Origin of the sequence: Pseudoxanthomonas yeongjuensis, assembly GCF_010093345.1 — a bacterium.
Taxonomy (GTDB): domain Bacteria; phylum Pseudomonadota; class Gammaproteobacteria; order Xanthomonadales; family Xanthomonadaceae; genus Pseudoxanthomonas_A; species Pseudoxanthomonas_A yeongjuensis.
Genome location: NZ_PDWT01000002.1, coordinates 454,508 through 480,908, shown reverse-complemented (window position 1 = coordinate 480,908; position 26,401 = coordinate 454,508). Strand labels below are relative to the sequence as shown.

The following is a 26,401-nucleotide window of genomic DNA, read 5'->3' as shown; positions in this document are numbered from 1 at the left end:
ATAGATCCAGATGTCGCATCCGATGCTTCCATACGGTGCGTTGGCGCCGGATCTGCTCTGGTCGGCGATGTTGGGATCATCGACCACTCCGATCCGCTTCGGATCGCACGACACGCTCGCCAGGTTCTTCCCATCCGGCGCGAAAACCGTCGCACTGGCCGCCTGGACCTGGAACGCGTTGGCGCCGATCAGGTCCGCGATCCGCGCGGGTTCCGAGGCGTGGGAAGACAAGGCGGTCGTAGCCGCCATCAAGGCCGTAAGCAGGCCGCTGCGGAAAGAGATCATGATCATTCGACTCCGGGCAGGTTCGTATGGGCGCGATCGGATTCCACCGCGCATTTATCTAGATGGGCGCGTCAGCCAAAAAGCCTTCTAGGCGGGTCTCCGTCCCGGCCCGCTTCCGATCGGCCGGCATAACGCTTTCGTGGATCAATCGGATACAAGCAAGGCGGAGAACCCATGCCTTGATAGGACGCGCGAATGGAGGCGGGCCCTACCGGCCGGAACGATCGAAGGCGAGGCGATCGTTCCGGCTATTTCGATACTTGCGCTTTTTTCGCTCCGTTTTCCCACTTCTCGCGCATTTCCCGCCACCTTTCGTACTGGGCGATTTTTGCGGGATCCGGATCTTCCTTTCCCAGCAACCAGTAGTCGAACCATTCGATGTTTTCCTGCATGGCGGTCAGCCGATTCCTGGGCTGGTGGAACAGATGCGACTCGTTGGGGTAGTAGACCAATTCGCTCGGCACGCCCGCATCGCGGAGCGAGACGTGGAATCCAAGCTGGGAGGCGTGGCCGCTGGCGACCTGCTGAAGAACGGGACCGGCCGCCTGGGCGGCTCGGAAAGTGGGCGACAGACGCCGATAGAGCGGTACCGCCGCGGGATCGTACGGCGACCCACCGAAAACAGGGCGGTACGACGCGCTGTTGGAGAAGTATCCGGACGGCTCGAGATAACCGCCGTCTCCGCTCGATGCGGCACGGAACGCCTTCGATCGGGTCATGGCGACATTGACCATTTGCGATCCCGCGCTGTAACCGGCGATTCCCACACGGCTTGCATCCACCAATCCTTCCTTGTCGAGATCCTTCACCGCATCCTCGAAGCTCGACACGGTATTGATCCAGATCAGATCCTGGACCCGTTCCATTGGAAGCGGACCTGGCGCGCCGCCCCACTGCGCATAGGCGGCACCGAGTTCGGCCGAATCCGAAACGGCGGATTCGTTCATGGCGATGACGACGTAGCCGCGTTCGGCCCAGACCTGGACCGGATAGTCCCATTGGAACCCGGCATCCACGAATCTCTGGTCGGCGTCGCTGCCATGAGTGACCAGGATCGCCGGATACTTCCGACCCTTCTCGTAGTCCCTCGGGTACACGAGGTAGCCGTTGGCTTTGTAACCGTTCCGGTTCGTCCATGTCCTCGGCGCGACGCGCAAGGGCCGTATGGTGGCGTACGAAGGCGCAAGACCGACTATCGAGGTCGCACCGCCCTTGCGAGGATCCAGACGAACGAGTTCCGGGGGCGAAATCATCGACTGGCGGACACATACGCCGGCCGTGAACGCGCGATTGACGGAACAGTTGGTCAGGCTGCCGGCAACGGGCACTTCCTCTACGGCACCGGATTTCATGACCCTTACCAGTCCGTATCTGGTGTCGTCGTAGTACCGGGTGCCTAACAGAGCGACGTCGCCCGCAGGCGAAATCCAGGTTCCTGATGCCCGCGGATCGCCGAGCCTGAATCCTGCGCGGCCATACTCGACCACCGAACCATCCTTCAACGTCTCGATGAGCTTGCGATCGCCGCCAAAGCCGGTCGTCGCAAGCGAACCCCCTCGAGGGCCGCGGGCATCGTGGACCGGCACATGGAATGACGATTCGCTCGAGAGGGCCTCGGCTTTCCGCCCATGCCGCGACCATCGGCGTTGCTCCAACGATTTCCGGTCCTGGGAACGCACCCAGTAGGTCAAGGAAGAAGACGTATCGTCCCACTCGACGGTGAAATAGCCCCCCGCGATAGCATCGATGCGGTCCAGAAGCGCATCCTCGCCATCGCCGCTTCTGACCCAAAGCTCGACAGGATTGGCGCCGTATGTGGTAATCAGCGGCAGGAACAGGGGATTCACTGTCGGCGTGTCGGGCGATTGCGAGGTCCTCTTCTCGTACCAGCAACTTTTCCCGTCCGGCGACCAGCCGTAATCGGAAATCCCGAATGCCTGCCGACCCTCCGCCGCTCCACCCACCTGATCGAGATCGCGGTTGATGAGCATGGCCTTGAACCGTCCCGTGCCGTCGACGCGATAGAGCTGCACCCCGTCGCCTGTATCGGCCAGCACACTCCAATCCGTCGACCCTGGAATGATCTGGAGCTTGCTGAGCCAGGTCGAAGACTTCAGCTCCCGATCGACGCCCGTTGCAAGATCGACCCGGTGAAGGCTCGAAATCTTCGCATTCTTGTCCAGGTCGCCGTGGCGGATGATGTACATCGCCTGCCGCCCGTCCTCCGAGACGGAAAGATCGACGATCTCCGGCGCCGCGGCGATGTCCTGCAGCGTCCAGACACGCCCCGGCTCTGCAAATGCCGATGCGGCCTGCGCCGCCAACGTCGTTCCGGGCAGTGCGGCAATGAGGGTCAGCAGCGCCCTCATGCCTGTGATGAAACGAATCCGGATCGGACCGGGCCGTGAGAATGATGTGCGGCGATGCATGATTTTTATTCCTCTGTCTATGTTGGCGGACGCCTCCGGACTCATCGGCATCGCACACCGTTCAATCATCGTTCCGATGCCGGATCGACTCCATGCGTACTTGCGGAATAGAGCCACCCATCTCGATGGAACGCGGGCGCCCTACGGGAATGCGCTTGATCGCGGCCGCAGCGATCCCGTGTCACAAACTCCGATAGTCCCCGGACGTCGCGCGGTCTCACCCGAATGCATTTCCGGAATCGGTCACCAGTGCTTGGACACCGACACGCTCACGTAGCGGCCGATCACCGAGGTATTGGTCGCGTCGTAGCGCGGCACATAGGGCGAATACATCGGGACAACCGAGAACAAGGACGGATCGCGGTTGAACAGATTCTGCGCCGACAGCGAGAATTCCAGGCCCGACCACAGGCCCGACTGCCCATCGGTCCGATACAGCAAGGTCGCGTCGAACGTGGTGAACGAGGCTGTCTTGAACGTGCCTCCGCTGGCCCAGAAATTCTCTTCCACGCCGCCGGTGTAGTTGGCGAACGTGGATGCGGTGAACCTGCCCTGGCTCCAGACCGCACCGAGACGCGCGTTGAGCTTGGCCGGGTTGTAGATCGAGCCCGACAGGTCGTGGCTGCTCTGCCCGGAGGTGGTCTGCTGCGAGCTGTCCAGCCAGCTGGCCGAACCGCTCAGCATCAGGTGGCCGTCGCCGATATCCTGTCCGTAGGAGGCGGACAGGTCGATGCCGCGCACCCGCTGCCGCGTCGCATTGACGTAGGTATTGAAGGACATGGCCACGACCTTGCCGGGATCGTAGGGTGCCCCGGTCTGGTTGGTGAAGATGGAATCGGCGATGACCGCCGCCTGTTGCTCCGGCGTCGGGGCCAGCACCACGAACTGCGCGTAGATCGGATTGGTCAAGGACTCGGCACTGTTGGCGATGGGCATCACCACGCGATCGGTGTAGTCGATGTCGAACCAGGTCAGCTCGGCTTCCAGTCCAGGCAAGGCCCGGGGATGGAACGCGAGCGACGCGGTCCAGGTCCGTGCACGTTCCGGACCGAGATCGGCATTGCCGCCGTTGGTCCCGATCACCGTCGCATCGGCGGGCGTGGCGACGCCGTAATTGCGCGCCGGGCTCAGATAGGCGTACTGCGGCGAGTAACGCTGGCTCAGGGTCGGCGCCTTGAACGAGCGTCCCCAGGAGGCTTTCAGCGTGACATCCGCACTAGGGTCGTAGACCAGGCCGAGCTTGGGAGTGTTCACGTTGCCGAAACTGTCGTAGTCCTCGCCGCGCACGGCGGCCGTCAACATCAGGCGCTGCCCCGTCGAGGTCGCCGGGTCCGGGCTGATCAGCGGCAGGCTGAGTTCGGCATAGGCGAAGCGGCTGCTTTCGTCGCCATCGGCGGCAGTCCTGCCGGTGGCCTGGCTTTCAACCAGCAGGCTGTTGGTCCGGTAGCCTGCGCCCACGGCCAACCGTGCATCGCCGCCTTTCAACGCGAACAACGGGCCTTCGGCACCGAACTCGTAGGTGCGGCTCTCGTTGCCGTAGGACGTCCTGATCGCGGGCGTGGAGGCACCGGTCGCGAGGGTGACGATGTCGGCATCGTTCTGGGTGTCGTCCTTGCCCCAGGTTGCGCCGAACGACAGCAGCCAGTCGCTGGCCATCAGCAATTCGAGGGCCGGCGATACCAGGGTGGTCGTGGTCCTGGGCGCGTAGTGATAGTAGATGCTGCCGTAGCCGGTGTCGTAGACCTGGTCGCGCTCGGTACGCAGCGCGTCCAGCCTGAATTCGAAGGCATCGCCCAGCGATTGATGCGCACTGACCAGTCCGCTGCGCGCGTCGCTGCCCGGATAGATCGAATACGGGTTGGGCAGGTTCGCGGCATAGTCGCGCTGATCGGCGTAGATGGGATCGACCGACGTGTCCTTGTAGGTCGCGATGACGCCGCCGCTGGACCAGGTCGTGCCCGCAGTGATGGTGTAGTCGCGCGATGTCATCCCACCGTTGGCGGCGTCGCCGTAGCGCGCGCCCACGGTCACGCCCTCGAAGTCGCGCTTGAGGATCACATTGCCGACACCGGCCACCGCATCGGAACCGTAGACGGCCGAAGCGCCGTCGGGAACGATTTCGATGCGCTCCACCGCTTCCACGGGAATCGCGCTGATATCGACCGATTGCGCATTGCCGCCGTAAGCCATGCGTCGGCCGTTGAGCAGGGTCAGGCTGGCGTCCGGCCCCAGGCCGCGCAGGTTCAGGCCCGAACCTCCGGTCAAGTTTCCGTTGGCGATATTGCCCAGCGAAGCCGAAGTGGCGACGGCGCCCGGATTCTGGCCGCCGTTGAAATTCTGCGGCAAGCTGCGGATGACCTCGCCGAGATCCGAGAAGCCTTGTTCGCGGATGTTTTCGGCGTCGATCGTGATCGTCGGCGATGCGGCAGCGCCGCCACGGATGCGCGTTCCGGTAACCGTCATCGTATCCAGCATCGTCGGTTCGGGCGCCGCAGCGCCCCCCTGCTTTTCGGAACCCGCCGGGCGAGCGGGCGCTGCCGGCTTCTCGGGCGGTGCGGCCTCCGCTTTCTTGATGACGACGGTCCGTTCGTTGATGAAGCCCGAGCGAAGGCCCGAACCCTTGAGCAACTGCGCCAAGGCGGCATTGGCGCTCAACTTGCCATTCACCGCGGACGCGCGCTTTCCCTTGAGCAACTCGGCGTCGTAGGTCACCTGCAAGCCGCTTTGTTCGCCGAAACGATCCAGCGCCTCGATCAGGGTGCCTGCCGGAATATCGAAGGCTTGCGGCGGCGCCGTTTGCGCATGCGACAGTCCGGCGACCATCATCAGCAACCCGACTGCGACCGCATGGCGCAGTGATGTTCGACAGGAACGTCCGAGGCGTCCTGCTGCAGCGGTATTGGTCATATGCGATTTCCCCAGGTGGCGGACCGTGTCGGCCCGGCTTCGAGAACTAGAGTCGCAATCCCAATGACAACACCCTACCGCCAATCGCAGCTCCTTCCGGCTTCGATTCAACGGCAATCGCCATCGCCTTCCGCTCCATTGCGGAGCCCATCTTCCAGGCGCAGATCGACAATCCGCACTTTCCTGGAGGGCCCACTTACTTGCGGATGGATCGAAGTACGATCTCGTCGCTCCGCTTCTCGACCCGCAGCGGCAACGTAGCCGCCCAGGTGGATGCCACAAGGTCGCCGTCGCCCGCGATGAAATTTCCGCTGACCCGCAGATCGGACAACGACGGATCCGCCAGGTGCAGCTTGGGATTCGCGTAGCGATTGACCTCCCGGACCGCTTCAGCCAGGGGCGTGGCACGGAACACCAGGCGACCACGCGACCAGGCGGTCTCGGCGGCGCTGTCCACTCTGCGCTTGTGCCACGTCGACGGATCCTGCCGTGAGTAACCGACCTGGTCCCCGGGCACGAGCCGCTCGCTGCGGGCGACGGCCCCGGTTCCTCCATCCAGGCGAAGCGAACCCCTGTCCAGAGTGACGCTGACATCGTCGGGGCTTCGCAATATCTGGAAACGCGTGCCCAGCACGGTTACCTGGCTGTCGCCCAGATCCACGGTGAAAGGCCGCTGCGCATCGTGCGCCACATCGAACAACGCGCGACCGCGACGCAGCGTCACCGCACGCGCGTCGCCATCGAAACGCACCGCCAGTTCCGTGCCCACGTCCAACTGTACGCGCGTACCGTCTTCCAATGCGACTTCGCGAAGCGCGCCCATGGAGACATACATCGCTTCCGCGGACCCCGTCCCCATGAAACGCACGCCAAGCGCTATCGCCAGGGCGCAGATGCTGGCGGCTATCGCCAAGGGCCATGTCCGACGTTTGCGGACGATGCGCTCCGGCCTGGCTCTCGGTGGAAGCGCCGCCAGTGTCTGTTGCCAGTCGGAAGCGCCAGCCGCTCCGCCTGCAGCGGTACGCGCAAGGACACGTTCCCGCAGGGCCGCAAGGCGCGGATCGCCGGCGACTTCCGGCTCCGCGAAACGCCGCCACAATCGCTCGCGCTGTCCGTAGGCGGAAGCATGTTCGGGCACGCGCCGCCACTGCTCGAAGGTTTCGCGTTCGCGCGCGCTGCAATCGGGCGCCAGCAAACGGGCGAACCAGCGGTCGGCCTGCTCCTGCACGCCCACGGTGTTGTTTTCGTCCATGTCCATCTACGTCGCAGCCCCGGGCCGATCACCTACCCGCCCGCGCAACTCGGCCAGGGCACGGCTCATGTACTTCTCGACCATCTTCACTGAAATTCCGCAGCGGGCGGCGATCTGGGGATAGCTGAGGCCCTCCATCCGGCTCAGCAGGAAGACGTCCTGGCATTTCGGCGACAGCCGTTCCAGCGCCTCGATCAACTGTCCAAGATCCTGTTCCGCCGATGCCAGCTGTTCGGGGGAAGGCTCCTGCGAAAAGAGCGGGACATCCTCCAATGGGCAATGCGCACTGGCCCGGTGCGACTGCGCGCGGCGCAAGAAGTCCACCGCGACACGGTCGGCCACCCGGTAGATCAGCGCCGCCGGCGACTCAACCGTGCTGTGCGACTGGAAATGGAACAGCCGCAGCGAGGTTTCCTGCAGCGCGTCGTTGACGTCTTCTTCGTTGCGCAAGCGCTTGCGCAGGAAGACGCGCAGGGAGGGGCGATGCTCTTCCAGCACGTGCATGAGATCGTCTGCACGCGGGTCGTCGCATGCGCACAATTCCATCATCGCAGGAGCCGAAGCATTCATCCTGGCAGCGCAGGCGAACCTGTCCGAGTGGGGGGGGTTAGCACAGTAATACGCAACCCGGATTACATCGTCAAGGAACGTCCATCGAAATAAATCCGCGCTTCTGCTTGCATGCAAGCATCCGATCAGGAACCAAGTCGCAGGCATAGGAACGGCACCCTACTTCACGCCGCGAGAGAGGTTCGATCGGGGATTCGAACCCCACGCTCCCGAGTCTGTTCCCGATCGGTCAGTCCAGCGGAAAAGGCTTCAATGCAAGCGGTATGGAGTGGGAGCGCTTGGCCGTCTCGTGGATGTAGTGCTGGACACGACCTTCCCGTTCCTGCAACCAGATGAGGCCGGCGGCCCGATAGCCGGGCTTCGGCTCCTGCGCCCGCCAGACGTTCCAGTCCACCGCCCATTGCGCGCCGGGGCTTCGTTTCCGGATCGAGTCGGTGGTGGCCAGCGCGCCCAGTCCGGGGTGGGTGTAGTAGTCGGAATACCGGACCTTCGCCTCTCCGGAACCCGATGCGACCAGTTGCGCCTTCCATTTTCCCGCGCTTGGATTTTCGACGAGGATCCGTTTGCTTTGCCCATTCCACTCCAGGCGGCGCGAGGTCGTGCAATCGGACTTGGAGCAATCGTAGAGGAAGAGCGCAACCTCCTGGCCCTTGGACTCCACTATTTCCAGTTCGACCACCAGCAGCTCGGTCCCCGCCTCCACTTCGATCTCATGGACGAGCGTTTGCCCCGCCTTCAGAGTGTGTTCCATCGAACGGATTCCAGCCACGGAGGATTTCGCCACGGCGGTTTCCGTCGCCGCCATTTCATTGGTCAACTCCACACGCCGACCCTCGATAGCCACCGAAACCGCGCGAATCGAAGCGGTCAGCTTGACCGGGGTCGCCGGCAGCACCTCGCCCCTGGGCACGGACCAGTCGAAAGCCCTGGAATCGGCGGTATCGGTGACCACCAGTTGCCAGGTACCGGCCATCGGCTTGTCGAATGCAGCGGCCCGCGACGCGTCTTTCGGCAACAGGTAGCCGGCGAAACTGTTGTCGGGCGCGATCACATCCACTCTTACCTCCTGCCTTGCCGCCTGCACGGAGAAGTCCAGTACCTCGGCGCCCTCCGGAACTTCGAAGAAGAGATTGCGACGGTCGGGGCGTTCCAGATCGAAGGACTCGACCACGCTGTATCCATTCTCGTCCGTGAAGCGTTGCGGCACGACGATGCTCACGGGCACGCTGGCTACCGGGCCGCCGCCGCTTTCCCGTTCGAGATGCAGCGCTGCGCTGTAGACGCCCGTCTTCGCCACCGAAATGCCGATCGCCAGCTCCACCGGTTTATCCAGGGGAAGCACGATGCTGTCGGGTGCCGTGAAGGCCGAGTGCTCGCCTTGCCAGGAAATCCTGTAAGGAACGGGCCCCTCCGCACCGCTCTTGCGGATCAACGTGACGGTGCGTTTTTCGCTCGTGCCCGCCCGCCAACCTTCGCGTTCGAAGATCCCCACGCCTTCATTGGGCGTTCCGAGATACCGGCTGGTCGCCGTGCGGACGGGCGCGATCACTTCGATCCGATCCACGACCGGCCCCGCCGCCGACGCCTGCAGCGCCCGCCAGGCCGCATCGAGCTGCATTACGCCGCGGCCTTGTTTGTAGGCCGGGAGACGATCCATGAAGCGTGCGCCATCGCGGAACGCACGATGCACCGCTGGTGCGTCGTGCGGCAAACCTTCGCGCTTGGCCGCACCTACCAGTAAGGCGGCCGCGCCAGCGGCAACGGGCGTCGCGCAGGAAGTTCCGCTGCAGATCCCGTAACCGGGGGGAAGCTCGAATATTCCATCGGTGCGGGCGCCGCTGCCGGGGCGGAACCTCGGCTCCAGGCTCATGGGATTGGCGGGCGACAGGAAATCCGGCTTGAGCGACCCGATTCCGGTAGGCCCTTCGGAACCGACCCAATGCAGATCGTCGGCATGGCGCGTGAGGATCCCATGGTTGGAGTAGACGCTCTGCGCGCTCTGGTAGGCGCCGACCGCAATGATCGATTCCGGCACCGCGGTGTCGAGCATGGTCGACATTCCCTGCGCGTTGAATGCGGTCATGAAAGTGGGCTTCGGATGCAGCGCCGCCAATCTGTCAGCGATTATCGACAGCGCACTGCGGCCGTCCTTCAACCGATAGATCGCACCCGTGGTGTACAGGTTTCCTTCCAGCAGGACGACGTCCACGTCCGGATTCTCGAATACCCGGACCAATGCGCGCGCGTACTCGGCCGTGCCATTGGAGCTGGAGGAGCCGACCGCGATCACCTGTGCGCCGGGGGCGACGCCGTCCACCCTTCCACCCGACGACTTGTTGGCCACAGCCGCTCCCGCGACCATGCTGGCATGGCCGCCGAAACCGATGTTCACCGCGATATAGTCGCCATCCTTCTGGATGCCGTAGCCGATCGTCTCGCGCAATGGCGTGGCGGGATCGTCCACTCCGAGTACGCCGAATCGTTGGCCGGACCGGTACTCCCGCACTCCTTCTTCGTCGGCGAAATCGCCATCGAAGTCGGTGTCCAGCCATGCCGTGCGCTTTTCGTCCGACCACAGGATCTGATACGTGATTGCGCCTTCGCGGGCGCGACCCCTGGCCTCCGCGGGCATCGTTCCGCGCAGCAGGGGATAGACGCTGGTGGCCCATGAATCGGACCGGCGGACGGTGAATTCCGCCATCCTGTAACTTCCCGCGGCCGGCACGCGGTAACGACGGCCCTGGAAATCCAGCGACCCGTTCCGCGCATCCGACCTTGCGCTCAACCTGCTGCTCCACATCTCGCCGGCGCGTGGTGGATCCGGATCCAGCGAGGCCGACGTGCCCTGGATATTGATCACATCCGCGAACTTCGGCACTTGCCTGCCCTGTGCGTCGTAAGCCACCTGCAGTTCTGGAAGCAGGAAGTCCGGGAACCACTCCACATGCGCGACCACCACGCCGCGACCATCGTTGGCCGGGTTCCTCTTCCGGAATGCGACGCCGTCGAGGTCCTCGAGTATCGAATGCGCCTTGTCCAGGTTGTGCGCACCGGGCCTTGGCGGCCAGTTTTCGTCGGCATGCACTACCGGCGGGACCGGAGGACGCTTTTCTTCCGGCTTTTCCGGGGATGTTTCGGGATACTGCCAGCCGTAGAGCTGGCCCAGGTACGGGCCGGGAAGGTTGTCGACTTCCACGGCTTCGACTTGCGCCTGCGCCAGGAAGGGTTCCACCTGCGCCTGCGGCAGAACCACCGTCAGATAGTCCGACGCGGCGTGGAGGAAATCCACGCGGCCGCCCAGCTTTGTCGTGAGCTCCGCCACTCCGGCCGAGGCGCCCTTGGCGGCGGCCACGACCAGGATGACCGTCTTCTCGTTGTTCGCGCGGTAAAGCGCCAGCTTGGTCGCATCGTGCTCATCGAGGCGATAGGCATGGGCAGTGGAACAGAAGGCGAGCAGCATCGCCGCTACGCTGGAAGCGATATTCGAATTCATGTATGGGCCCCGGGGGTTTCGGTTCGACTACGCGCAGTGGCTGGAATCAGAACGACTTGGTGACCGTGATGTAGTAGCTGGCCAGCCTGGGATCGCCCAGGTAGCTGTAGTAGTTGAGCGTCGAGTAGTCGAAAGGCGGCGTCCGGTTGAACAGGTTCCTCACGCCGACCTTGAGGTCGAGCCCCTCCACGATGTTCCCCATGCCATGGCGGTCCGACAGCCCGAACGCATATCCGAGGTATACGTCCTGGTACGTCTGGCTCGGAATCCTCCCGCCCTTGCCCTGGCTGGCGATGGCGTTGGCGCTGCTCGCCAGCGAAGGATCGGCGACCAGATAGGAGTCCAGGTAACGCAAGGTCCAGCCGCCGCTCCAGTTATCCAGATGCCAACGGACGCCGGTATTGACCTTGTATTTCAGGGCGACGTTCGCCGTGGACCCGCCGATTCCCAGCTGGTCGGTGAAAGGCAGCGTCGGCGCGAGTTGGCGCTCGTACTTTCCGATCCACGTCCCGACGGCGAACCAGTCGAACTGGCCGAACCTCTCCGTCTGCCACGTATAGTCCAACTGCATGTCGACGGTATCGATGTTGAACTTGCCCACGTTCACCATCGAGCCGTCCAGGGCGATGATCGGACCCGCCCAATCCTCCGGATCGGTGGGCAACTTGGGGCCGCGGGTGATTCTTCCCGGGAAACTTTCCTCGTTGTCCAGGATCACCTGGTCGCTCAGTGTCGAGATGACATTGGTCTTCTCGGTGCGGGTGAAATCCAGGGACAGGCGTAGCGAGTCGATCGCAGCCGGCGTCAGCACCATGCCGATCGACCAGCTCTTGGATTCCTCCGGCACGAGATCGGGGCTTCCGCCCTGGCTGCGCAGGTAGGGCGCGACCGGCCCGGTGAAACCGCGCTTGGGATCCATGAACGAGGCGAAGTTTTCGTACTGCGTCGGCACGCCCAGCTGGTTCACGTCCGGCGGTATGAAGCCTGTGCCGTAGCTGGCGCGGAACATCAGCGACTCGCCAGGCCGGTATTTGAAAGCGATCAGCGGACTGAATTCGTTGGCCTCCTGTTCGACGTAGGTGAATACCGGTGGTGGCCCTCCCATCGTTCCGCTCACGTGGCTCGCATTCCAGCTCTTGTAGAAATCCCAACGCCCCGCCAGTTGCACATCGAGCGATTCGATCCACTTGACGCGGTTGAGATCCGAGAAGATCGGAAGGCTGAGCTCGAAATAGGCGCTGTCGACGGTCTGCGTCCGCGGCGGGAAGAAGGTGGCCACCACCGGGGTCGCCTGCATCCCCATTCCGTACTCCAGATCCTGGCGCTCCAGCAGCAGGGATACCGTCGGCTTCCCTCCGGGCATGTTTCCCAAGGGACCGCTTATCCGCAGGGACGGATTCTTCGCCACGGAATCGATCGGGAACCATGTAATGGCATCGCCCGCGAAGTACGGCAACAGGTCGTTGCCCAGCAGGTAGGGATCCTTGAGCAGGTCGATCGCGCCGCTTTGGACATCGGCATTGAAACTGGGCGGGAAGTACGGCGAGTCGTTCACGCTGGAGATTTCCGCTTCCGTGCGGGTGTAATCGAATGCGCCGGTCCATTCCTTGCCCAGCTTGAATACGGTGCCCACGCCGATCCGCCGATACGAACTGTCGCTCTTGACCACGCCGTCGAGTTGCGGCGCGTAGGTGGAGATCCAGACCGCCTGCTGGAAGGGATTGGCCGCGGAACTCGCGGGCACCAGGCTGCCGATGAGCTTGCCGGTTCTGGTCACGCTTTCGTTGGAGGAGTAGGAATAGTCGATATAGGCATTGATACGGTCGTTGAACTCGTGTTTGACCGATCCCGAGAAGGAAGTCACTTTGGGAGTGGCCAGCAGGTCCGCGCCGCCCGCGGAGGGGTACTGGACCGCCGAGTCCGCCAGATCCAGATTGAAGCCGCCGGCGTTGGCGACCAGGCCGGCCCCATTGTCGGAGAGCGCGCCCAGGTAGCCGGCCGGCGCATAGGTCATGGACGATCCGAGATCGGTACCGTCGCGCAGCCGGAGATCGGACCCGTCCGCGGAGACGATGTTCGCGGTGGAGCTGATCGGCGGGAAGGAACCGATGCGCAGCCCTGCCGGGTGGTTGGCCAGGATGGCCCGCCGCGCATCGCGCATGAAATCGCGGTCCTTGACCCGGAGCGAATTGGCTTCGGAAAAGCTGCCCGACAACCACACGCTGGTCCTGCCGTCCAACAGGCTGAAGCCGGTCGACATGTCGATCCGCCTGACCGCGGAATCCGTATCGAAAGTGTTGTCGTAGGTCACGCCCACCTGCGACCCGACGAAATCGCGGCGCAGGATGACATTGATGACGCCACCGGTCGCCGAACCTCCGTAGATCGCCGAAGCGGTCGTCGGCAGCACCTCGATGCGCTCGATGGCCGCGAGCGGGATGCCGTTCAAGTCGGCCTGGCCGGAGCTGTACCCGAGGGAGCTTCGGGCGACCCGTCGTCCGTCTACGAGGATGAGCGTCTGTCCTTCGCCCATGCCGCGAAGACTGACCGAACTGGTGTCGCCGCCCACGTTGCCCGCCTGGGAATTGCTGCTCGCGTTGGTGCCCATGGTCAATCGCGTGCGCAGGAAATCGTTGATGTTGACCGCGCCGGAACTCTCGATGACTTCGCGGGTGAACACCACGTAAGGCTGCGGGTCGTCCACGCTCCGCTGGATGTCCATGTTCAAGGTCCGCTCGCCCTTGACCATGATCGCCGGCATGCCCACGATGTTCTGGTCATCTCCGGATGCCGCTGCCCCCAAGGGCTTCTTTACTGTCTTTGCCGGAGCGGGTGGTGGCACCGATCGCTTGATGACCACCGTGGTCGCGTTCACGAACTCGTACGACAAGCCGCTGCCCGCGAGCAACTGCTCCAGCGCCTGTCTTGCCGTGTAGTTGCCGCTGACCGATTCCGCGCGCAGGCCCCGGGTCAATTCCGGTGGAGCAAGCAATTGCAGCTTGCTTTGCATGCTTAACTGCTTCAGGGCATCGGACAGCTTGCCTGCTGGAATTTCGTAACGCCGCGCCTCCACGGCCTGCGTCTGGGCCTGGACGTCCTGGCTAATGCAAACCATGCCCATGGCCAATGCCACTGCGATCGTTATGGCGTTCAAATTCCCGGAACCCCTTGCGCGCATCGAAATCCCCATCAATCGAAGTGGCCGCCCCGGTGCGAGGTGGCATCAGGGTCTATTACGCAAGCGCAACCCGTTCCCCTACCCTCGATTCGTTTCAGCATGATGATATTTCCCGGAAGCTGCATTCCCGGGATGCGGATTCCCTTCGGCGATGACTCGGGAATGAGGCGGCGGATCGGCATTGCGCCGGACCGTGCGCGTTTACGCGCGCCTACTTGCGGCTTAGCACCACTTCGGTACCGCGATCATCCACACGCAACGCGTATGCGTATCGCAGGGCAAGCAAGATGGAGTCCGTATCTCCGGCATTGAATACCCCTTCGATACGGATCTCGCCCACGGCCGGGTCGTCGATGCGCAACTTGCGCTGGGAATAGCGATTGAATTCCGATACCGCCTGGCTGAGGGGAATGGAATCGAAGACAAGCCGACCCGACAGCCAGCCGTTGGCGGCCTCGGTATCGGTTCGGGTGCGCAGCCAGGGCGTGCCCGCTTTGGCCAGCAGCTTGTCTCCGGGCACCAGGTCCTGGCGCACGGCGACATTCCTCTCCGTGCCCGCAGGCACCACCCGCACGCGACCTTCCAATAGCGATACCTGGGTGGCCGCATCGATATTGCGCACCTGGAACACCGTGCCGACCGCGGTCACCGCGGCCTGCGGCGTACCCACGGTAAAAGGTTTCTGCGGGTCGGGAGCGACCTTGAACTGCGCTTCCCCACGCTGCAAGGTAATCGTCCTCGCGTGCGTCCCCATGCTTACCTGCAGCATGGTGTCGGTATTGAGCGTGATCACGCTTCCGTCGGACAGGGTGAAGGAACGGATCTCGCCAATGGCGGTGCTGTACATCACGGCCGCCGGCGTCGGGGACAGCCAACCGCTTCTCATCGCTCCCGCGACCGTGCCGACCAGCACCACGACAGCGGCTGCCCAGCCCAGCAGGCGAGCACGACGCGGCGCGGCATGGCGGCGTTGCCGGGCGCGCGACAGGATCGCGTCGGCCATCGCGGCCATCTCCGGATCCTGCGCTTGCGCTGCGGCCGCCGACCACAGATGCTCGGCATGGTTATAGGCCTGCCAGTGCATGGGAGCCTGGGCCAGCCATTCCTGGAAGCATCGACGATCGGCGATGCCGCAATCCGGGGAACGCAGGCGCGCCAGCCAGCGATCGGCTTGCATGGCCACGGATTCGGAAGGGTACCGGCGCATATCCTGGTCTTCTACGTTCATTGTCGCGACTCCCCCACCCGCTGCCGGCACAAGGCCAGCGCGCGCGAAATGTGTTTCTCGACGGCCTTCACCGAAATGGACAGGTGCCCGGCGATCTGCTGGTAGTTCATTCCCTTGATCCGACTCAGCACGAAGACTTCCTGGCAGCGCTCCGGCATGTCGCGGATCGCGTCCTTCACCAACGCGATGTCTTCCTGGGCGAGCAAGCGTCGCTCGGGCGTGGCCTCGCCGGATTCGAAGTCGAAGTCGTCGACCGAAACATGATGGTGCGTGTGCCGCGATGCGCGATGACGGGCCCGATCTATGACGACATTGGCGGCGATGCGCATCACCAGCGCGCGCGGCAGTTCGTCCCATTCGGACTGGCGGTAGCGCAGCAGGTGCTCATAGGTTTCCTGCAGCGCGTCCTGGACTTCATCTTCCTCGACACCCATCTTCCAGCGCAGGAAGCCGCGCAATGCCGCGTCGTAGCGGTGGATGGCCCGCTCTACCAGGTCGTCCAGCCTGGTGGCCTCCACGCTCACCGGGGATCCCGGCGAGGCGGGCCGGGCAGGCGGCGCTTCGGGTTCATCCACGTCGGCACAGCCCTCGTGAAAGTGGTTACTCCGCAGTCTAGCGCCGATATCTTCCGCGTCCGACCTTGCATGGGCTGCTCCCGAGGACCCGTTGCGCGGCATGCGCAGGGAGGGCCAACGGGTCTTATACGGAGCGTGGCGAAGTCACCCTACCCCGGCCGGGAGGAATTCCCGCTGTCCCCGTGAAGGCGAGCCGCGCCGGGCGCTTACTTATGTACCAGCTTTATCCGGTCGCCTTGATGCAGCGCATGCACCGGCAGGGTCGCTTCCCATGCGGCGACGACCAGTTCGGCATCGCCGGCCAGATAGCTGCCGTTGACCTTCAGCTGTCCTACTTCGGGATCGGCCAGCTCGATCTGGACGTGCCTGGAATAGCGGTTCACTTCCACGATGGCGTCGGCCAGCGATGCGTCCTCGAACAGCAACCGTCCGCGCGTCCATGCCAGCGCGGAAGACGGCGTGGCGGCCGCCGTTTGGAAGCCGGAGGCATCGGCGGTCCACCAGCCGCGCTCGCCAGGCGCCAGCGTGGCGAACAGCGCGGTACCCGGACGTTGCATCCGCACCTTGCCTTCTTCGAGCACGACCTCCGTGCGATCGGCGGTCTGGCTGACCTGGAAGCGCGTACCCAGTACGACCGTCTCGACCTGACCGCTCTGCACCACGAAGCGTGCGTGATGCGGATCCTTGGAGACGCTCAGGTACACCCGCCCCGAGGGAAGCAGCAAGCGGCGCGTCTCGCCCACTTTCATGTAGTCCACCGCCGTGCCTGCGTCCAAAGTCAGGCGCGTTCCGTCGGGGAGAAGCACTTCGCGCGTTGCGTCGCCCGCCTGGTAATGCAGCACGTTGGTTGTCGTCATCCGCTTCCATGAGAAACCGAACGCAAGGATCGCCAGGCAGGCGGCCATCGCGAATGCCGCCTTCATGAAACCGGAACCCTCCCGGTTCCGCGAGCGCGAAGTCGGGGAGAACACCAGATCGCTCCAGTTGGCCAGCGGCTCCACTTTGGGAGCTCCGTTGCGCGCGCGCTGCATGGCCTCGTCCTTCCAACCCGACCACTGCGGATCGAGCCGCTGGTCCAGCGCTTCGACGCAAGCGGTGCTCCACTCGCAATCGGCATAGGCCGCGGCGTGCGCGGGGACCGCCATCCAGTGACCGAACTCCTCCATCTCGTCCTGCTGCAAGCTGCCGCGCTGAAGCTTCCGCTGCCATTCCCTTGCCTGCGAATCGATCTGGATGCGTTGTCGTTCGCTCGTGCCCATCCCTATCATGATCATTCTCCTTCCCACTCCCGCGACTGCTCGCGCAGTTCCCGCAGCGCGCGGCTTATCTGCTTTTCGACCAGCTTGATCGACACGCCGCAGCGCTTCGCGATCTCCGGATTGCTCAGGCCATTGCTGCGGCTGAGCAGGAATACATGCCTGCATCCCGGCGGCAACCCGCCGATCACCTTCTTCACCAGCTCCAGCTTTTGCGTTGCCGAAGCGGAGCGCTCCGGTCCTGGATCTTCGGCGGCGAAATGCTCGATCTCGCTGGCCTGGCCGGTGAAGGGCGCGCGTTTCTGCGCCCGGGCGAAATCGATGGCCACGTTCTCGGCGATGCGGAAGCAGATGGAGACCGGCGCCCTGACCTCCGACCTCGCGGCGTAGCTCCATGCCCGAAGGCTGGTTTCCTGGAGGGCATCGTGAAGGTCGACCGGATCCTGCAGCTTGCGGCGCAGGAATGCGATGAGCGCGGGACGCAGTTGCTGCAACCACGCTTCCATGCCCCGCTGCCCGCCAACGGAGTCGTCGCCACCCAATCCATCGACGACCGCGCCCTGGTTCACGTGCCCATCCGCCATGTCCGCCAGCTCCCGACTTTTGGCCCCCCAATCCATGAAGGCGACCCAGTGTGCCTGCACCCTACCTCCACTCGGCCGGACAGTCAGCAGCAGGGCCAGGCCCTGCCGGTACCCGGCAACCGGTACTTCTCCGTGACCGGGGTTCTTGCCGGCTCCAGCCGTTGCCCCATTGGCCGGGCGGGGCGCCGACTTCAGCCGCTTACAGGCCCGAAACCTTTTTCTGCGCCCCCGGCGCGGACTGCAGGTTCTGGTCGAGGAACTCGAAGATCCGGTTCCACATGTCGGTGATGTTGCCTGGTGAATTGTAGACATGGCCCTCGCCCCAGTAGCGGACCAGTTGCACGTCCTTGCCCTCGCGATGCAGGGCCGCGAACAGCTGCTCGGCTTCGTTCACGTTGACGAAATCCAGGTCGCCGTGGATCAGCATCAGCGGGGTCGTGATCTGATGCGCCCAGAACACCGGGCTGTTGTCGATGTAACGTTGCGGATCGCGCCACGGCGGCACGCCCATCCGGCCTTGTCCTCCTTCCGACCACAACGCACCGAAGTTCAGTCCTTCGGGAACCGCATAGGCCTTGTCCTGGTTCATGCCGATGCCGTACCCACTGGTGAGGTTGGATGGGCCGTCCATCGAGATCGCCGCCTTGAATCGTCCGGTCTGGGTGATGACGCTATTGGTGCCGTAGCCGCCGTAGGAGTGGCCCATGATCGCCCAGCGGTCCGGGTCCACGTAGCCCTTGGCCACCGCGTTTTCCGCCGCGCGGATGAGCTGCTCGTGCATCTCCCGCATCGGGTTTCCGCCTGCGGTGCCGTAGTCGGAGATCTTCATGCTGGCCATGAGCACCGCGTATCCACGCGCCGCGGGAATGTTCTTGTTCAAGAACGAGATGTCGCGAAGGTCGTCGCCTTTCAACTCCTTGCGATAGCGCGTGTCGGGGTAGAAGTACACCAGCAGGGGATGCCGGTCGCCGGGCTTGTGGTCCGGTGGGAGCAACAGCCAGTCGTTGCGATCCTCGTCTTCGCCGGCTTCGCGGCGGGTCAGCAGTACCGGCTTGGCGGCTTCGACGCCCGCGAGATGCGTATTGAAGCGATACAGCGACACAGGCGCGGCGCCGTTTCGGACCAGCAGCACCTCGTCGCCATCGTTGCCCTTGCGCTGGAACACGGCCGCCTGGGCGAAGGCGGACACTTCCAACGGCGCGCTGTCTTCCGTAGGCCGCTTGAGCCGGGCGATCTGGCCGCTCGCCAGGTCGACGAACGCGAACTCGCCGGTGAAGGCGCCGTCGCGCATGATGCGCAACGCTACCCGGCCGCGCTGCAGCGCCAAAGGCTCGATCGGCGGGAAAATGGAATCGCTGCCCATCGCGTCGCAGCGCGGATTGGCCATCCTCCAGGGCGCATAGGGGGCGCACCAGGTGTCCACGTCCGCACCCAGCTTCTCGGTCAGGTTGACGGCTTTGCCTTCCACCGGAACACGCCAGAGCCGACCGTCGGCGATCAGCAACAGCGCACCCTGGTGCACGGCGGCGGGCAACTTCAACGCCTGTTTGTCCTCGCCGCGCGGCAAGCCGGCGCTCAGTTCCTTCACTACCTCGCCGCCACGAGTAACCAGATTCCAGCGGAACTCCTGGTTTCCGAACTCGCCCGCCTCCTTGTTGCGCGTGCGCACGGCCAGGTGGCTTTCGTCCAGCCAAAGCACGGGCGCCAGGAACCGGGCCTGTTCGACTTCCGTATCCCAGGCCAGGCCGGGCGTCTGGAACCGGCTCGATTCGCCCGCCTGCACATCGTAGATGAAGTGCTGATGGGTGAATTTTCCTCCTTCGCGGAAGCGGACGCTGTAGTACAGCTGGCGACCGCTCGGCGACCAGCGCAACGATCCGTCGTCCACCGAACATCCATCGCACATCCGCACCGTGGTCTTGCCCTTGGAAAGATCGTAGATGTTCAACTCGTTGATCGTTTCCACGCCGATGATGGCCTCGACTTTGATCCCGGCCATGTCGAAGGAACCGGACTTGCGCAGATAGGCCAGGCTACCGCCTGCGGGCGACGGCACCTGGACCATGGCCAGGGTGCCGGCATCGATCTGCCGAACCTGTCCGCTGCGCGCGTCGACCAGCGCCAGCGATACCGGCTGGTCGTTGGGCTTGGAACGATAGCGGCCACTGCCCGCGACCTTTACCGAAGCCAGGCCTTGCCAACTCTTGCGCGACATCTCCCCGATCTTGCGCAGCGAGTAACTGTCGGACGCCATCATCTTGTCCTGCTGGCCCGCGTCCATGGAGGCGATCACGAGCTCATGCGCCGACAGCCAGAGGAGCGGAAGCGGCGAAGTCGTCGCAGCCAGCGCGAGTCTCTGTTCCTTGCCGCTCTTCGGGTCCAGCAGGCCGATGCGTTGGGTATCGCCGTCGAACCAGCCGAACGCCACGTGATCGCCGCCGGGCGAACTTCCGATGTACCAAGTGCGATCCTGCGGGGACTTGCGCAGCGCGCTGTCCTTTCCCGTCGCGGCATCGACGATGGAGAGGACGGAGAGGCCGCGCCCCCAGTCGCGCTCGCGGTCGAAATGCTGTTTGTCGCGATAAGGCAGGTATTTATCCAGGTAGACCTGGCTGCCGTCCGCGGAGAACCGGACTTCGCCGACGTCTTCGTTCTGCAGCATGAGTTCGGGCGTGAACGGCTTCGATTCCGCCGCATGCAACGAGCCGGCGACCAGTATCAGTGGAACGAACAAGCGGATGACGGAACTCGCTTTCATGCCGGACAGCCCTTATGGGAATCGAAGTAATGACTAAGGCGTCCGGCGGCACCCGGCCCCCACCATGACTTACGACAGGGGGCAACGGCCCTCGCGCCGATATCTACTGCGCAAGAGGACTCTGCCTGGGCGGAAAATCGCGGTGATGCGCCCCGCGAAGAAAAACCGGCCCACGACAAGGTCGGGGCCGGCTGTGTGCGTGGAACTCGTCTGGCAGAACGAACGATTGAAGCTCGGGCTCGCTACGCCTTGCCAGCTTAGAACATGTACTTCAGCTGCAGGTAGTAAGTGCGCAGCCGCGCATCCACCAGGTAGCTGTAGAACGTGTAATCGCTGGACACATCGACTTCCGGTTCCTTGTTGAAGACATTGCGAATGCCCGCATTGACCTCCACGTTGCTCAGGATGCTGCGCCACACGCTGTCGTCCGAAGACGAAAGCGACCGCCAGCGCAACGAAAGATCATGCAGCATCTGTCGCGGCACCCGCCCGCCATTTCCCTGCGCCGCCAGTATCGGTGCGCTGTTCGCCAGGCCCGGGTCCGCCACCAGGTATGAGCTGTAGTGGCGCACCGTCCATCCAAAACCCCAGCCATCCTTCTCCAGATCGACCCCATAAAAACCGCGGAAATTGAGCGGAATCGATTGCCCGTACGATGCGGATATCCCCCTCAGCTGGATCGGCTCAAGGCCGGGCAGAATCTGGCGCTCCGCCTTCAATGTCCAGGTGCCGTTACCCCAGAATTCCACGTGCGCTCCGTTGTCCAGATCGAATCCGTACTTCAACTGCATATCGATGTTGTCCAGGCGCGCAGTGGCGGCATTGATCCGGCTCGTGTCGATGTAGGTGATGGGACCGGCCCAGCCGGGCTGGTCATCGGGCAGCGCCGCGCCGCGCTGGATCCGCTCCGGAAATATCGCCTCATATTGGAGAAGCTGGGCTTCGCTGATCGAGGTGATGTTGTTGGTCTTCTTCAGCTTGGTGTAGTCCAGCGAAGCGCGGAACCCGGGCAGGAAGGTGGGTTCGAAGATGACGCCGACCGACGTCGTCTCGGATTTCTCCGGCTCCAGGTTCGGGTTGCTGCCGGAGACGTAGACCATCGGTAGAGGCGAGGTCGTGTTTCCTCGGCGCGGGTCCGGCGTGCTCGAGAAATACTCTTCCTGCCGCGAGGGCGCTCCGAGTTGGGTCACGTCCGGCGGCACGAATCCGGTGCCGTGGCTGGCGCGAATGCTCAATCCCTGGACAGGCGTGTACTTCAGACCGAACAGGCCCGTGGTCTCCGCGGATGAATTTTTCACGAGTTCGAAAGGCGGCGGTTCCGGCGTCTGGCTGGGAAACCAGAGGGAATAGTTTCCGCTGACGCTGCGGTAATCGTCATATCGCACTGCCAACTGCAGGTCCAGGCCCTGCAGGCCGGGCCGCGCATTGGCTTTGCTGAACAATGGGATGCCGAACTCCATGTATGCACTTCGCACGTCCTGCGAACGCGGTGGGAATACCGCCATGAGTTCGGTCGGACCGCCGGGATCATTCCACTGCGCGCCACTTCCGAAGTTGCTCTTCTGCTGCTCGATCAGGAACGACGCCGTCACGGCTCCGCCCGGGAGTTGCCAAATAGGGCCGGCCAATCGCAGGGTCGGGTTGTAGCTGTAGGTAACCACGGGGACGCCAATACTGCTGATCTCCGCTGGCGCGTATGCTCCGAAGTCCAGCGTGCCGAGGTTGTAGTGGTCGATCAGGGGATCGAAGCCGGACGCGAGCAATCCTGCAGAATCCACCAGGCCAGGTCGCAGCGTGTATCCGATCGTCGACTTCGACCATGTGAAATCCATGGATGCAGCCCAATCTTTGGGCAGACGCGCGATCAAGCCGGCGCTGGCTCGATCTGTACGATTCGAACTATCCGAGTAAGTGTTGTACGCGTCTGTCACGACGCCAGTCTGGATGGCCTGCTGGAATGGATTCCGTGGATCATCAGCGGACAGAGTGAAAAAGGCGGCTGCACCGCGAGGATCGCGCGAGTGGGTTTCGTTTTGCGAGATATCCAAAAAACCATCAAGTCGGTCGGTGAAACTCTGTCGGATCGAGGCACTGAAACTCTTGGTCCGCGGCGCGGCTCCAAACGCCCCGGCACCACCTGTTATGTAGGCATCGGGGCTTGGTTCGGTATTCAGACGCCCGGCGTTGGCAAGCAGCGCGGCGCCACCATCGGACCCGGGACCCAGATAACCCGTAGGCAAAAAAGTGATGGGCGATTCCAATGGAGTGCCGTCATCCAAGACGAGGTCCACGCCGGTAACGCTCCGGATATTCGGGGTCATGCTGCGTCGGTAAGCCAATCCCGAGAAATCGGGATTGTTGGCGAGGACGTGTTCCAGCCCCCGAGCGATGAAGTCGCGATCGCGATTCAACACCGTGTTGGCCTCAGTCAAACTGCCGTTGAGCATCACACTGGTTCGGCCCTGTCCCAGCGAGAAGCCATAGGAGAAGTCGATACGTTTGATGGAGGAATCCGTGTCGAAACTGTTGTCGTAGCTGATTGCCACTTCGCCGCCTTCATAACCCCGGCGCAATATGATGTTGATGACGCCACCGGTCGCCGACCCACCGTAGATGGCAGAGGCGGTCGTGGGCAGAATTTCGATTCGCTCCACCGCGGAAAGCGGAATCCCGTTGAGATTCGGTTGTCCCGGGCTAAATCCTGCGCTGACGTTCGACAACCTGCGACCGTCGACCAGAATAAGGGTTTGACCCTCCCCAAGCCCGCGCAGGTTGATCGAACTGCGGTCACCCAGTATTTCGCCCGATTGGCTCGTCGTGGTCGCGTTGGTATTGGCGCTCAATCGCTTCAGCAGAAAGTCGTTGAGGTTGATCGCCCCCGCCCGTTCGATATCCGTCCGGTTGAATACCACATAGGGCTGCGGGTCATTGATGCTGCGTTGGATGTCTGCGTTGAGCGACCGGCTCCCCTTCACCAGCACTTCCGCCATGTTGACCGGTTCTGCTCCCGGGGCTGACATCTTCTTTGCTTGCGGCTCGGCCGTGGATTCACCGCGTGACGGCGGCGCGGCCACCCTCACCCGCACCGTGCGCTCGCTGACGTGCTGGAACTCCAACCCTTTCTTCTGCAATAACGATTTCAGCGCCTGCTCCGCGGTCATCACCCCCCGCACCGGCTCGGCGGTCTTTCCCGAAAGGATCTTGTCGTCGTACACGATCTGCAGGCCGCTCTGCTCGCTCAGCACGTTGAGCGCATCGACCAGCCTTCCGGCGGGCAGATCGTATTGACGTTGCGTATCCAGGCTTTGGGCGACCGCCCATTGCATGCAACAACCGACCGCCAACGCGAGCAGCGTACGACGGCCGGCAAAAGATCGATGGAATTTCATTCTCGTGTATCCCCAGGAGTCACAGCGGCGCTGCTTGCTGTGGATGGCGATGCGGCACACGAATACCCTACCTGCAACACGGATATGCTAGCCACTCCGTCTTCGCACCCGATTGGTGCCGACCCTTTTCGCTCCGCGCTTCCGGTAGGGTGCGGCCCCACTGCGACGTCTGCACTTTCCTGACCCAGCAAACGATGCTGAACAAGGAATCAAACGATGCAGTGGAAACTCCCGAGTGTTCGCGCCTTCCCGCATTGCGGCTGGATCTGCGCGTGGGCGGCACTGGCTTCCGGCGGATTGCAGGCGGCGCCGACGGATGCATTTCGCTACGAACACCTTTTCCGGATCGACCAGGTCGTGGAGGCCCAGATTTCTCCCGACGGCTCCCGGGTGGCCGTGGTCACGGAGCGACCCAAACCGGAAACCTACTATTCGCGCCAGCGGACGATTTGGCTGGTGCCCCGTGCCGGCGGCAAACCCGAGCGCGTACCTGCCGCGGACGCCGGCTCGTCGCTCGACAACCCGGTCTGGTCTCCGGACAGCCGGAAAATCCTGTACCGGGTCGCGCGCGACAAGGTCAATGAACTCGTCGTGCGGGATCTTGGCAGCAACCAGTCGCGAGTCCTGCAACCTTGCGGCACCAAGGAAACGGTGGGTGTCGCGATCTGGTCGCCGGACGCCAGCCGGATCGCGGCCATCTGCAACGGCGCGAATCCCCTGACGGCATCCGTCGAGGAAAAGAAGGAAGAGAAAGGAGGACTCGAGTCGAAGGCCATCGTGGCGACGCGTTCGCGCTTGTACGACGACTCTCTGGCCAAGCGCTGGTCGCCCGAGCGCAGGGCCGTGGTGATGGACCTGACGGGCAAGAAGCGCGTGGAAGCGTTCAACAGCCAATACCTGCTGGACGAGCCTGGCGCCCTGCAATGGCGGGAGGCGGAAACCCTGTGGATCGTCGGTACGCCGGCAAATCCGTTCGGTGGCATGGCGTTCGTGTCGGGCCGCACCTTGCATCGCTACGACGTGCGCCAGCGTCGGCTCGACACGCTGGCGGGAACCGTCGATACCGAACGCATGCCCTTGCTGACCGGTCCCGATGCTGGCTTTATCGTTCCCGTTGCAGGCACCGTGGCCTCTCCCGACCCCAGCCAATTCCGAAAGACGTGGGAATTGGAGCCGCTGCAACTCTTCGAGTTCAGTAACGGAAAACAAGGGCAAGACCCTCTTGCATCGCTGGAAATCTATGTCGGTCGATCCGCCCCTTTCCTCTGGTCGCGCGCCGGTGGCGATGGCGCGGGGAACGGAACGCTTTACTTCCAGTGGTTCGACCGGGGTTCGAACCGGATCAAGGCTTTCCACGCGGATCGGACCGGCCAGGAACGCTGGCAGGACCTGACGCCGGCGGGCAAGAACGTCATTGCGTTCAGCCTGAGTGCCGACGGCCGCACCATGGCGCTGGTGACGGGCGATGCCAACACGCCCAACGACGTCTACCTGCTCGACCTGAAACAGCCCTCCACGTCTCCGTCGCGATTGACGCGGTTTGGCGATGCCGTGCGCGACCTGTTCCAGGTGTCCGACGTGGAAACCGTACGTTGGCGCAGCAAGGACGATCGCTTCGACATCGACGGCTGGTTGCTCAAGCCGGCGGACTACCAGCCGGGCAAGCGCTATCCGCTGATTCTGCTGGTCCACGGCGGCCCGGGCGTCGCTTTCCGCAACAGTTTCGACGCGATGCACTTCGAAGGCGCCCACCAGGTGCCCCCCGAACTTTATCTCGCGCGCGGTTACATGGTGCTGATGGCCAACCCGCGTGGCGATCCGGGCTACGGCCGGCAACACCAGGAGGCCATTCTGGAAGGGTGGGAGTTCCCGACCAATTACGATCTTATTCCCGGCGTGCAGGAAATGGTCCGCCGAGGCTATGCCGATCCGGAGCGCCTCGGCATTGCAGGGGCCAGCTATGGTGGCTGGGTGACGGCGTTCGCGGTGACCCAGACCGACATGTTCAAGGCGGCGTCGGCGCATGACCCGGTCATCGACACCGGAATCTCCAGTGCGGTGGCCTATCGCGGCAATCTGCTGGGCAACTACTGGTTGCATGCCGGCTTCGTCGACAACCACCTGCTCGATGCGCCGTTCCCCACCTCGGATCCACGCAAGGTCAATACGCCCATCCTGTTGCGATTCGGCTTGAAGGAACAGCCGCCGATGCCCAGCATGTTTTTCGTCTCTGGCCTGGAGTACTTCACCTACCTGCACGCGCATTGCAAGCCGGTGGAAATGATCATGCATCCTGAGGAAGGGCACGGCATAGGCGACGGCGAGACACTGCGGGATTATGTCGATCGCGACCTGGCGTGGTTTGACTACTGGCTGCTAGGAAAGGGCGGGCTTCCGTACAAGCCGCACACTTGCCACCCTTGAGTCCGGGCGAGTTGGTGCTGGACATCGATCTCGAGGAAATGGCATGCCTCGCGGCTCATGCGCCGCGGGCCGA

14 protein-coding genes are annotated in these 26,401 nt (G+C 63.4%); 2 read left to right on the top strand and 12 right to left on the bottom strand.

The features are described 5' to 3' along the window. Nucleotides 1–10: 10 nt before the first annotated feature. On the top strand, nucleotides 11–376 hold the full coding sequence (locus CSC74_RS17545; protein ID WP_246193093.1) for a hypothetical protein: 366 nt from the start codon (nucleotides 11–13) through the stop codon (nucleotides 374–376). 157 nt (nucleotides 377–533) lie between these two features. Here the strand turns inward: CSC74_RS17545 and CSC74_RS09240 are convergent, their stop codons facing one another. The 12 genes from CSC74_RS09240 to CSC74_RS09185 all read right to left on the bottom strand — a co-directional run bounded on the left by CSC74_RS09240 (nucleotide 534) and on the right by CSC74_RS09185 (nucleotide 23,904). Then, nucleotides 534–2,714 (bottom strand): prolyl oligopeptidase family serine peptidase, encoded by a 2,181-nt coding sequence (locus tag CSC74_RS09240; protein ID WP_162314146.1) that lies wholly within the window; start codon nucleotides 2,712–2,714, stop codon nucleotides 534–536. Nucleotides 2,715–2,957: 243 nt separating this feature from the next. Beyond that, a complete protein-coding gene (locus CSC74_RS09235; protein ID WP_246193091.1) occupies nucleotides 2,958–5,621 on the bottom strand; it encodes a TonB-dependent receptor in 2,664 nt (887 codons plus the stop codon). Nucleotides 5,622–5,817: 196 nt separating this feature from the next. Next, complete coding sequence (locus tag CSC74_RS09230; RefSeq protein ID WP_162314145.1) at nucleotides 5,818–6,873, bottom strand: FecR family protein; 1,056 nt, start codon at nucleotides 6,871–6,873, stop codon at nucleotides 5,818–5,820. A gap of 6 nt (nucleotides 6,874–6,879) precedes the next feature. Then, nucleotides 6,880–7,377: an RNA polymerase sigma factor gene (locus tag CSC74_RS09225; protein ID WP_162314144.1), complete on the bottom strand. Its 498-nt coding sequence runs from the start codon at nucleotides 7,375–7,377 to the stop codon at nucleotides 6,880–6,882. A 295-nt stretch (nucleotides 7,378–7,672) separates the two neighbouring features. Continuing rightward, nucleotides 7,673–10,936 carry a S8 family serine peptidase gene (locus CSC74_RS09220; RefSeq protein ID WP_162314143.1) on the bottom strand — a complete coding sequence of 1,088 codons (3,264 nt, stop codon included), beginning with the start codon at nucleotides 10,934–10,936 and terminating at the stop codon, nucleotides 7,673–7,675. Nucleotides 10,937–10,982: 46 nt separating this feature from the next. After that, nucleotides 10,983–14,051, bottom strand: coding sequence for a TonB-dependent receptor (locus CSC74_RS09215; protein ID WP_162314142.1), 3,069 nt, complete (start codon nucleotides 14,049–14,051; stop codon nucleotides 10,983–10,985). Nucleotides 14,052–14,325: 274 nt separating this feature from the next. Continuing rightward, nucleotides 14,326–15,291: a FecR family protein gene (locus CSC74_RS09210; protein ID WP_162314141.1), complete on the bottom strand. Its 966-nt coding sequence runs from the start codon at nucleotides 15,289–15,291 to the stop codon at nucleotides 14,326–14,328. A gap of 47 nt (nucleotides 15,292–15,338) precedes the next feature. Then, a complete protein-coding gene (locus CSC74_RS09205; protein ID WP_162314140.1) occupies nucleotides 15,339–15,917 on the bottom strand; it encodes an RNA polymerase sigma factor in 579 nt (192 codons plus the stop codon). Nucleotides 15,918–16,123: 206 nt separating this feature from the next. Then, the gene (locus CSC74_RS09200; RefSeq protein ID WP_162314139.1) at nucleotides 16,124–17,191 is read right to left on the bottom strand and encodes a FecR family protein; all 1,068 of its coding nucleotides are present in this window, start codon (nucleotides 17,189–17,191) and stop codon (nucleotides 16,124–16,126) included. After that, nucleotides 17,188–17,757 (bottom strand): RNA polymerase sigma factor, encoded by a 570-nt coding sequence (locus CSC74_RS09195; protein WP_162314138.1) that lies wholly within the window; start codon nucleotides 17,755–17,757, stop codon nucleotides 17,188–17,190. The genes CSC74_RS09200 and CSC74_RS09195 overlap by 4 nt, the downstream gene beginning before the upstream one ends. A gap of 199 nt (nucleotides 17,758–17,956) precedes the next feature. Then, nucleotides 17,957–20,515, bottom strand: a complete 2,559-nt coding sequence (locus CSC74_RS09190; RefSeq protein ID WP_162314137.1) for an alpha/beta hydrolase family protein — start codon at nucleotides 20,513–20,515, stop codon at nucleotides 17,957–17,959. A gap of 257 nt (nucleotides 20,516–20,772) precedes the next feature. After that, entirely contained in the window at nucleotides 20,773–23,904 is a 3,132-nt protein-coding gene (locus tag CSC74_RS09185) for a TonB-dependent receptor (protein ID WP_162314136.1), read from the bottom strand. A 297-nt stretch (nucleotides 23,905–24,201) separates the two neighbouring features. Here CSC74_RS09185 and CSC74_RS09180 point away from each other — a divergent pair, with 297 nt between their 5' ends. Beyond that, on the top strand, nucleotides 24,202–26,328 hold the full coding sequence (locus CSC74_RS09180) for a S9 family peptidase (protein ID WP_162314135.1): 2,127 nt from the start codon (nucleotides 24,202–24,204) through the stop codon (nucleotides 26,326–26,328). The last annotated feature ends 73 nt before the right edge of the window (nucleotides 26,329–26,401 follow it).

Excerpts from the sequence above, each read along its gene's own strand:
- CSC74_RS17545 (WP_246193093.1), top strand. The coding sequence starts at position 11 with ATGTCGCATCCGATGCTTCCATACGGTGCGTTGGCGCCGGATCTGCTC.
- CSC74_RS09240 (WP_162314146.1), bottom strand. The coding sequence starts at position 2,714 with ATGCATCGCCGCACATCATTCTCACGGCCCGGTCCGATCCGGATTCGT.
- CSC74_RS09235 (WP_246193091.1), bottom strand. The coding sequence starts at position 5,621 with ATGACCAATACCGCTGCAGCAGGACGCCTCGGACGTTCCTGTCGAACA.
- CSC74_RS09230 (WP_162314145.1), bottom strand. The coding sequence starts at position 6,873 with ATGGACGAAAACAACACCGTGGGCGTGCAGGAGCAGGCCGACCGCTGG.
- CSC74_RS09225 (WP_162314144.1), bottom strand. The coding sequence starts at position 7,377 with ATGCACGTGCTGGAAGAGCATCGCCCCTCCCTGCGCGTCTTCCTGCGC.
- CSC74_RS09220 (WP_162314143.1), bottom strand. The coding sequence starts at position 10,936 with ATGAATTCGAATATCGCTTCCAGCGTAGCGGCGATGCTGCTCGCCTTC.
- CSC74_RS09215 (WP_162314142.1), bottom strand. The coding sequence starts at position 14,051 with ATGGTTTGCATTAGCCAGGACGTCCAGGCCCAGACGCAGGCCGTGGAG.
- CSC74_RS09210 (WP_162314141.1), bottom strand. The coding sequence starts at position 15,291 with ATGCAAGCCGATCGCTGGCTGGCGCGCCTGCGTTCCCCGGATTGCGGC.
- CSC74_RS09200 (WP_162314139.1), bottom strand. The coding sequence starts at position 17,191 with ATGATCATGATAGGGATGGGCACGAGCGAACGACAACGCATCCAGATC.
- CSC74_RS09195 (WP_162314138.1), bottom strand. The coding sequence starts at position 17,757 with ATGGCGGATGGGCACGTGAACCAGGGCGCGGTCGTCGATGGATTGGGT.
- CSC74_RS09190 (WP_162314137.1), bottom strand. The coding sequence starts at position 20,515 with ATGAAAGCGAGTTCCGTCATCCGCTTGTTCGTTCCACTGATACTGGTC.
- CSC74_RS09185 (WP_162314136.1), bottom strand. The coding sequence starts at position 23,904 with ATGAAATTCCATCGATCTTTTGCCGGCCGTCGTACGCTGCTCGCGTTG.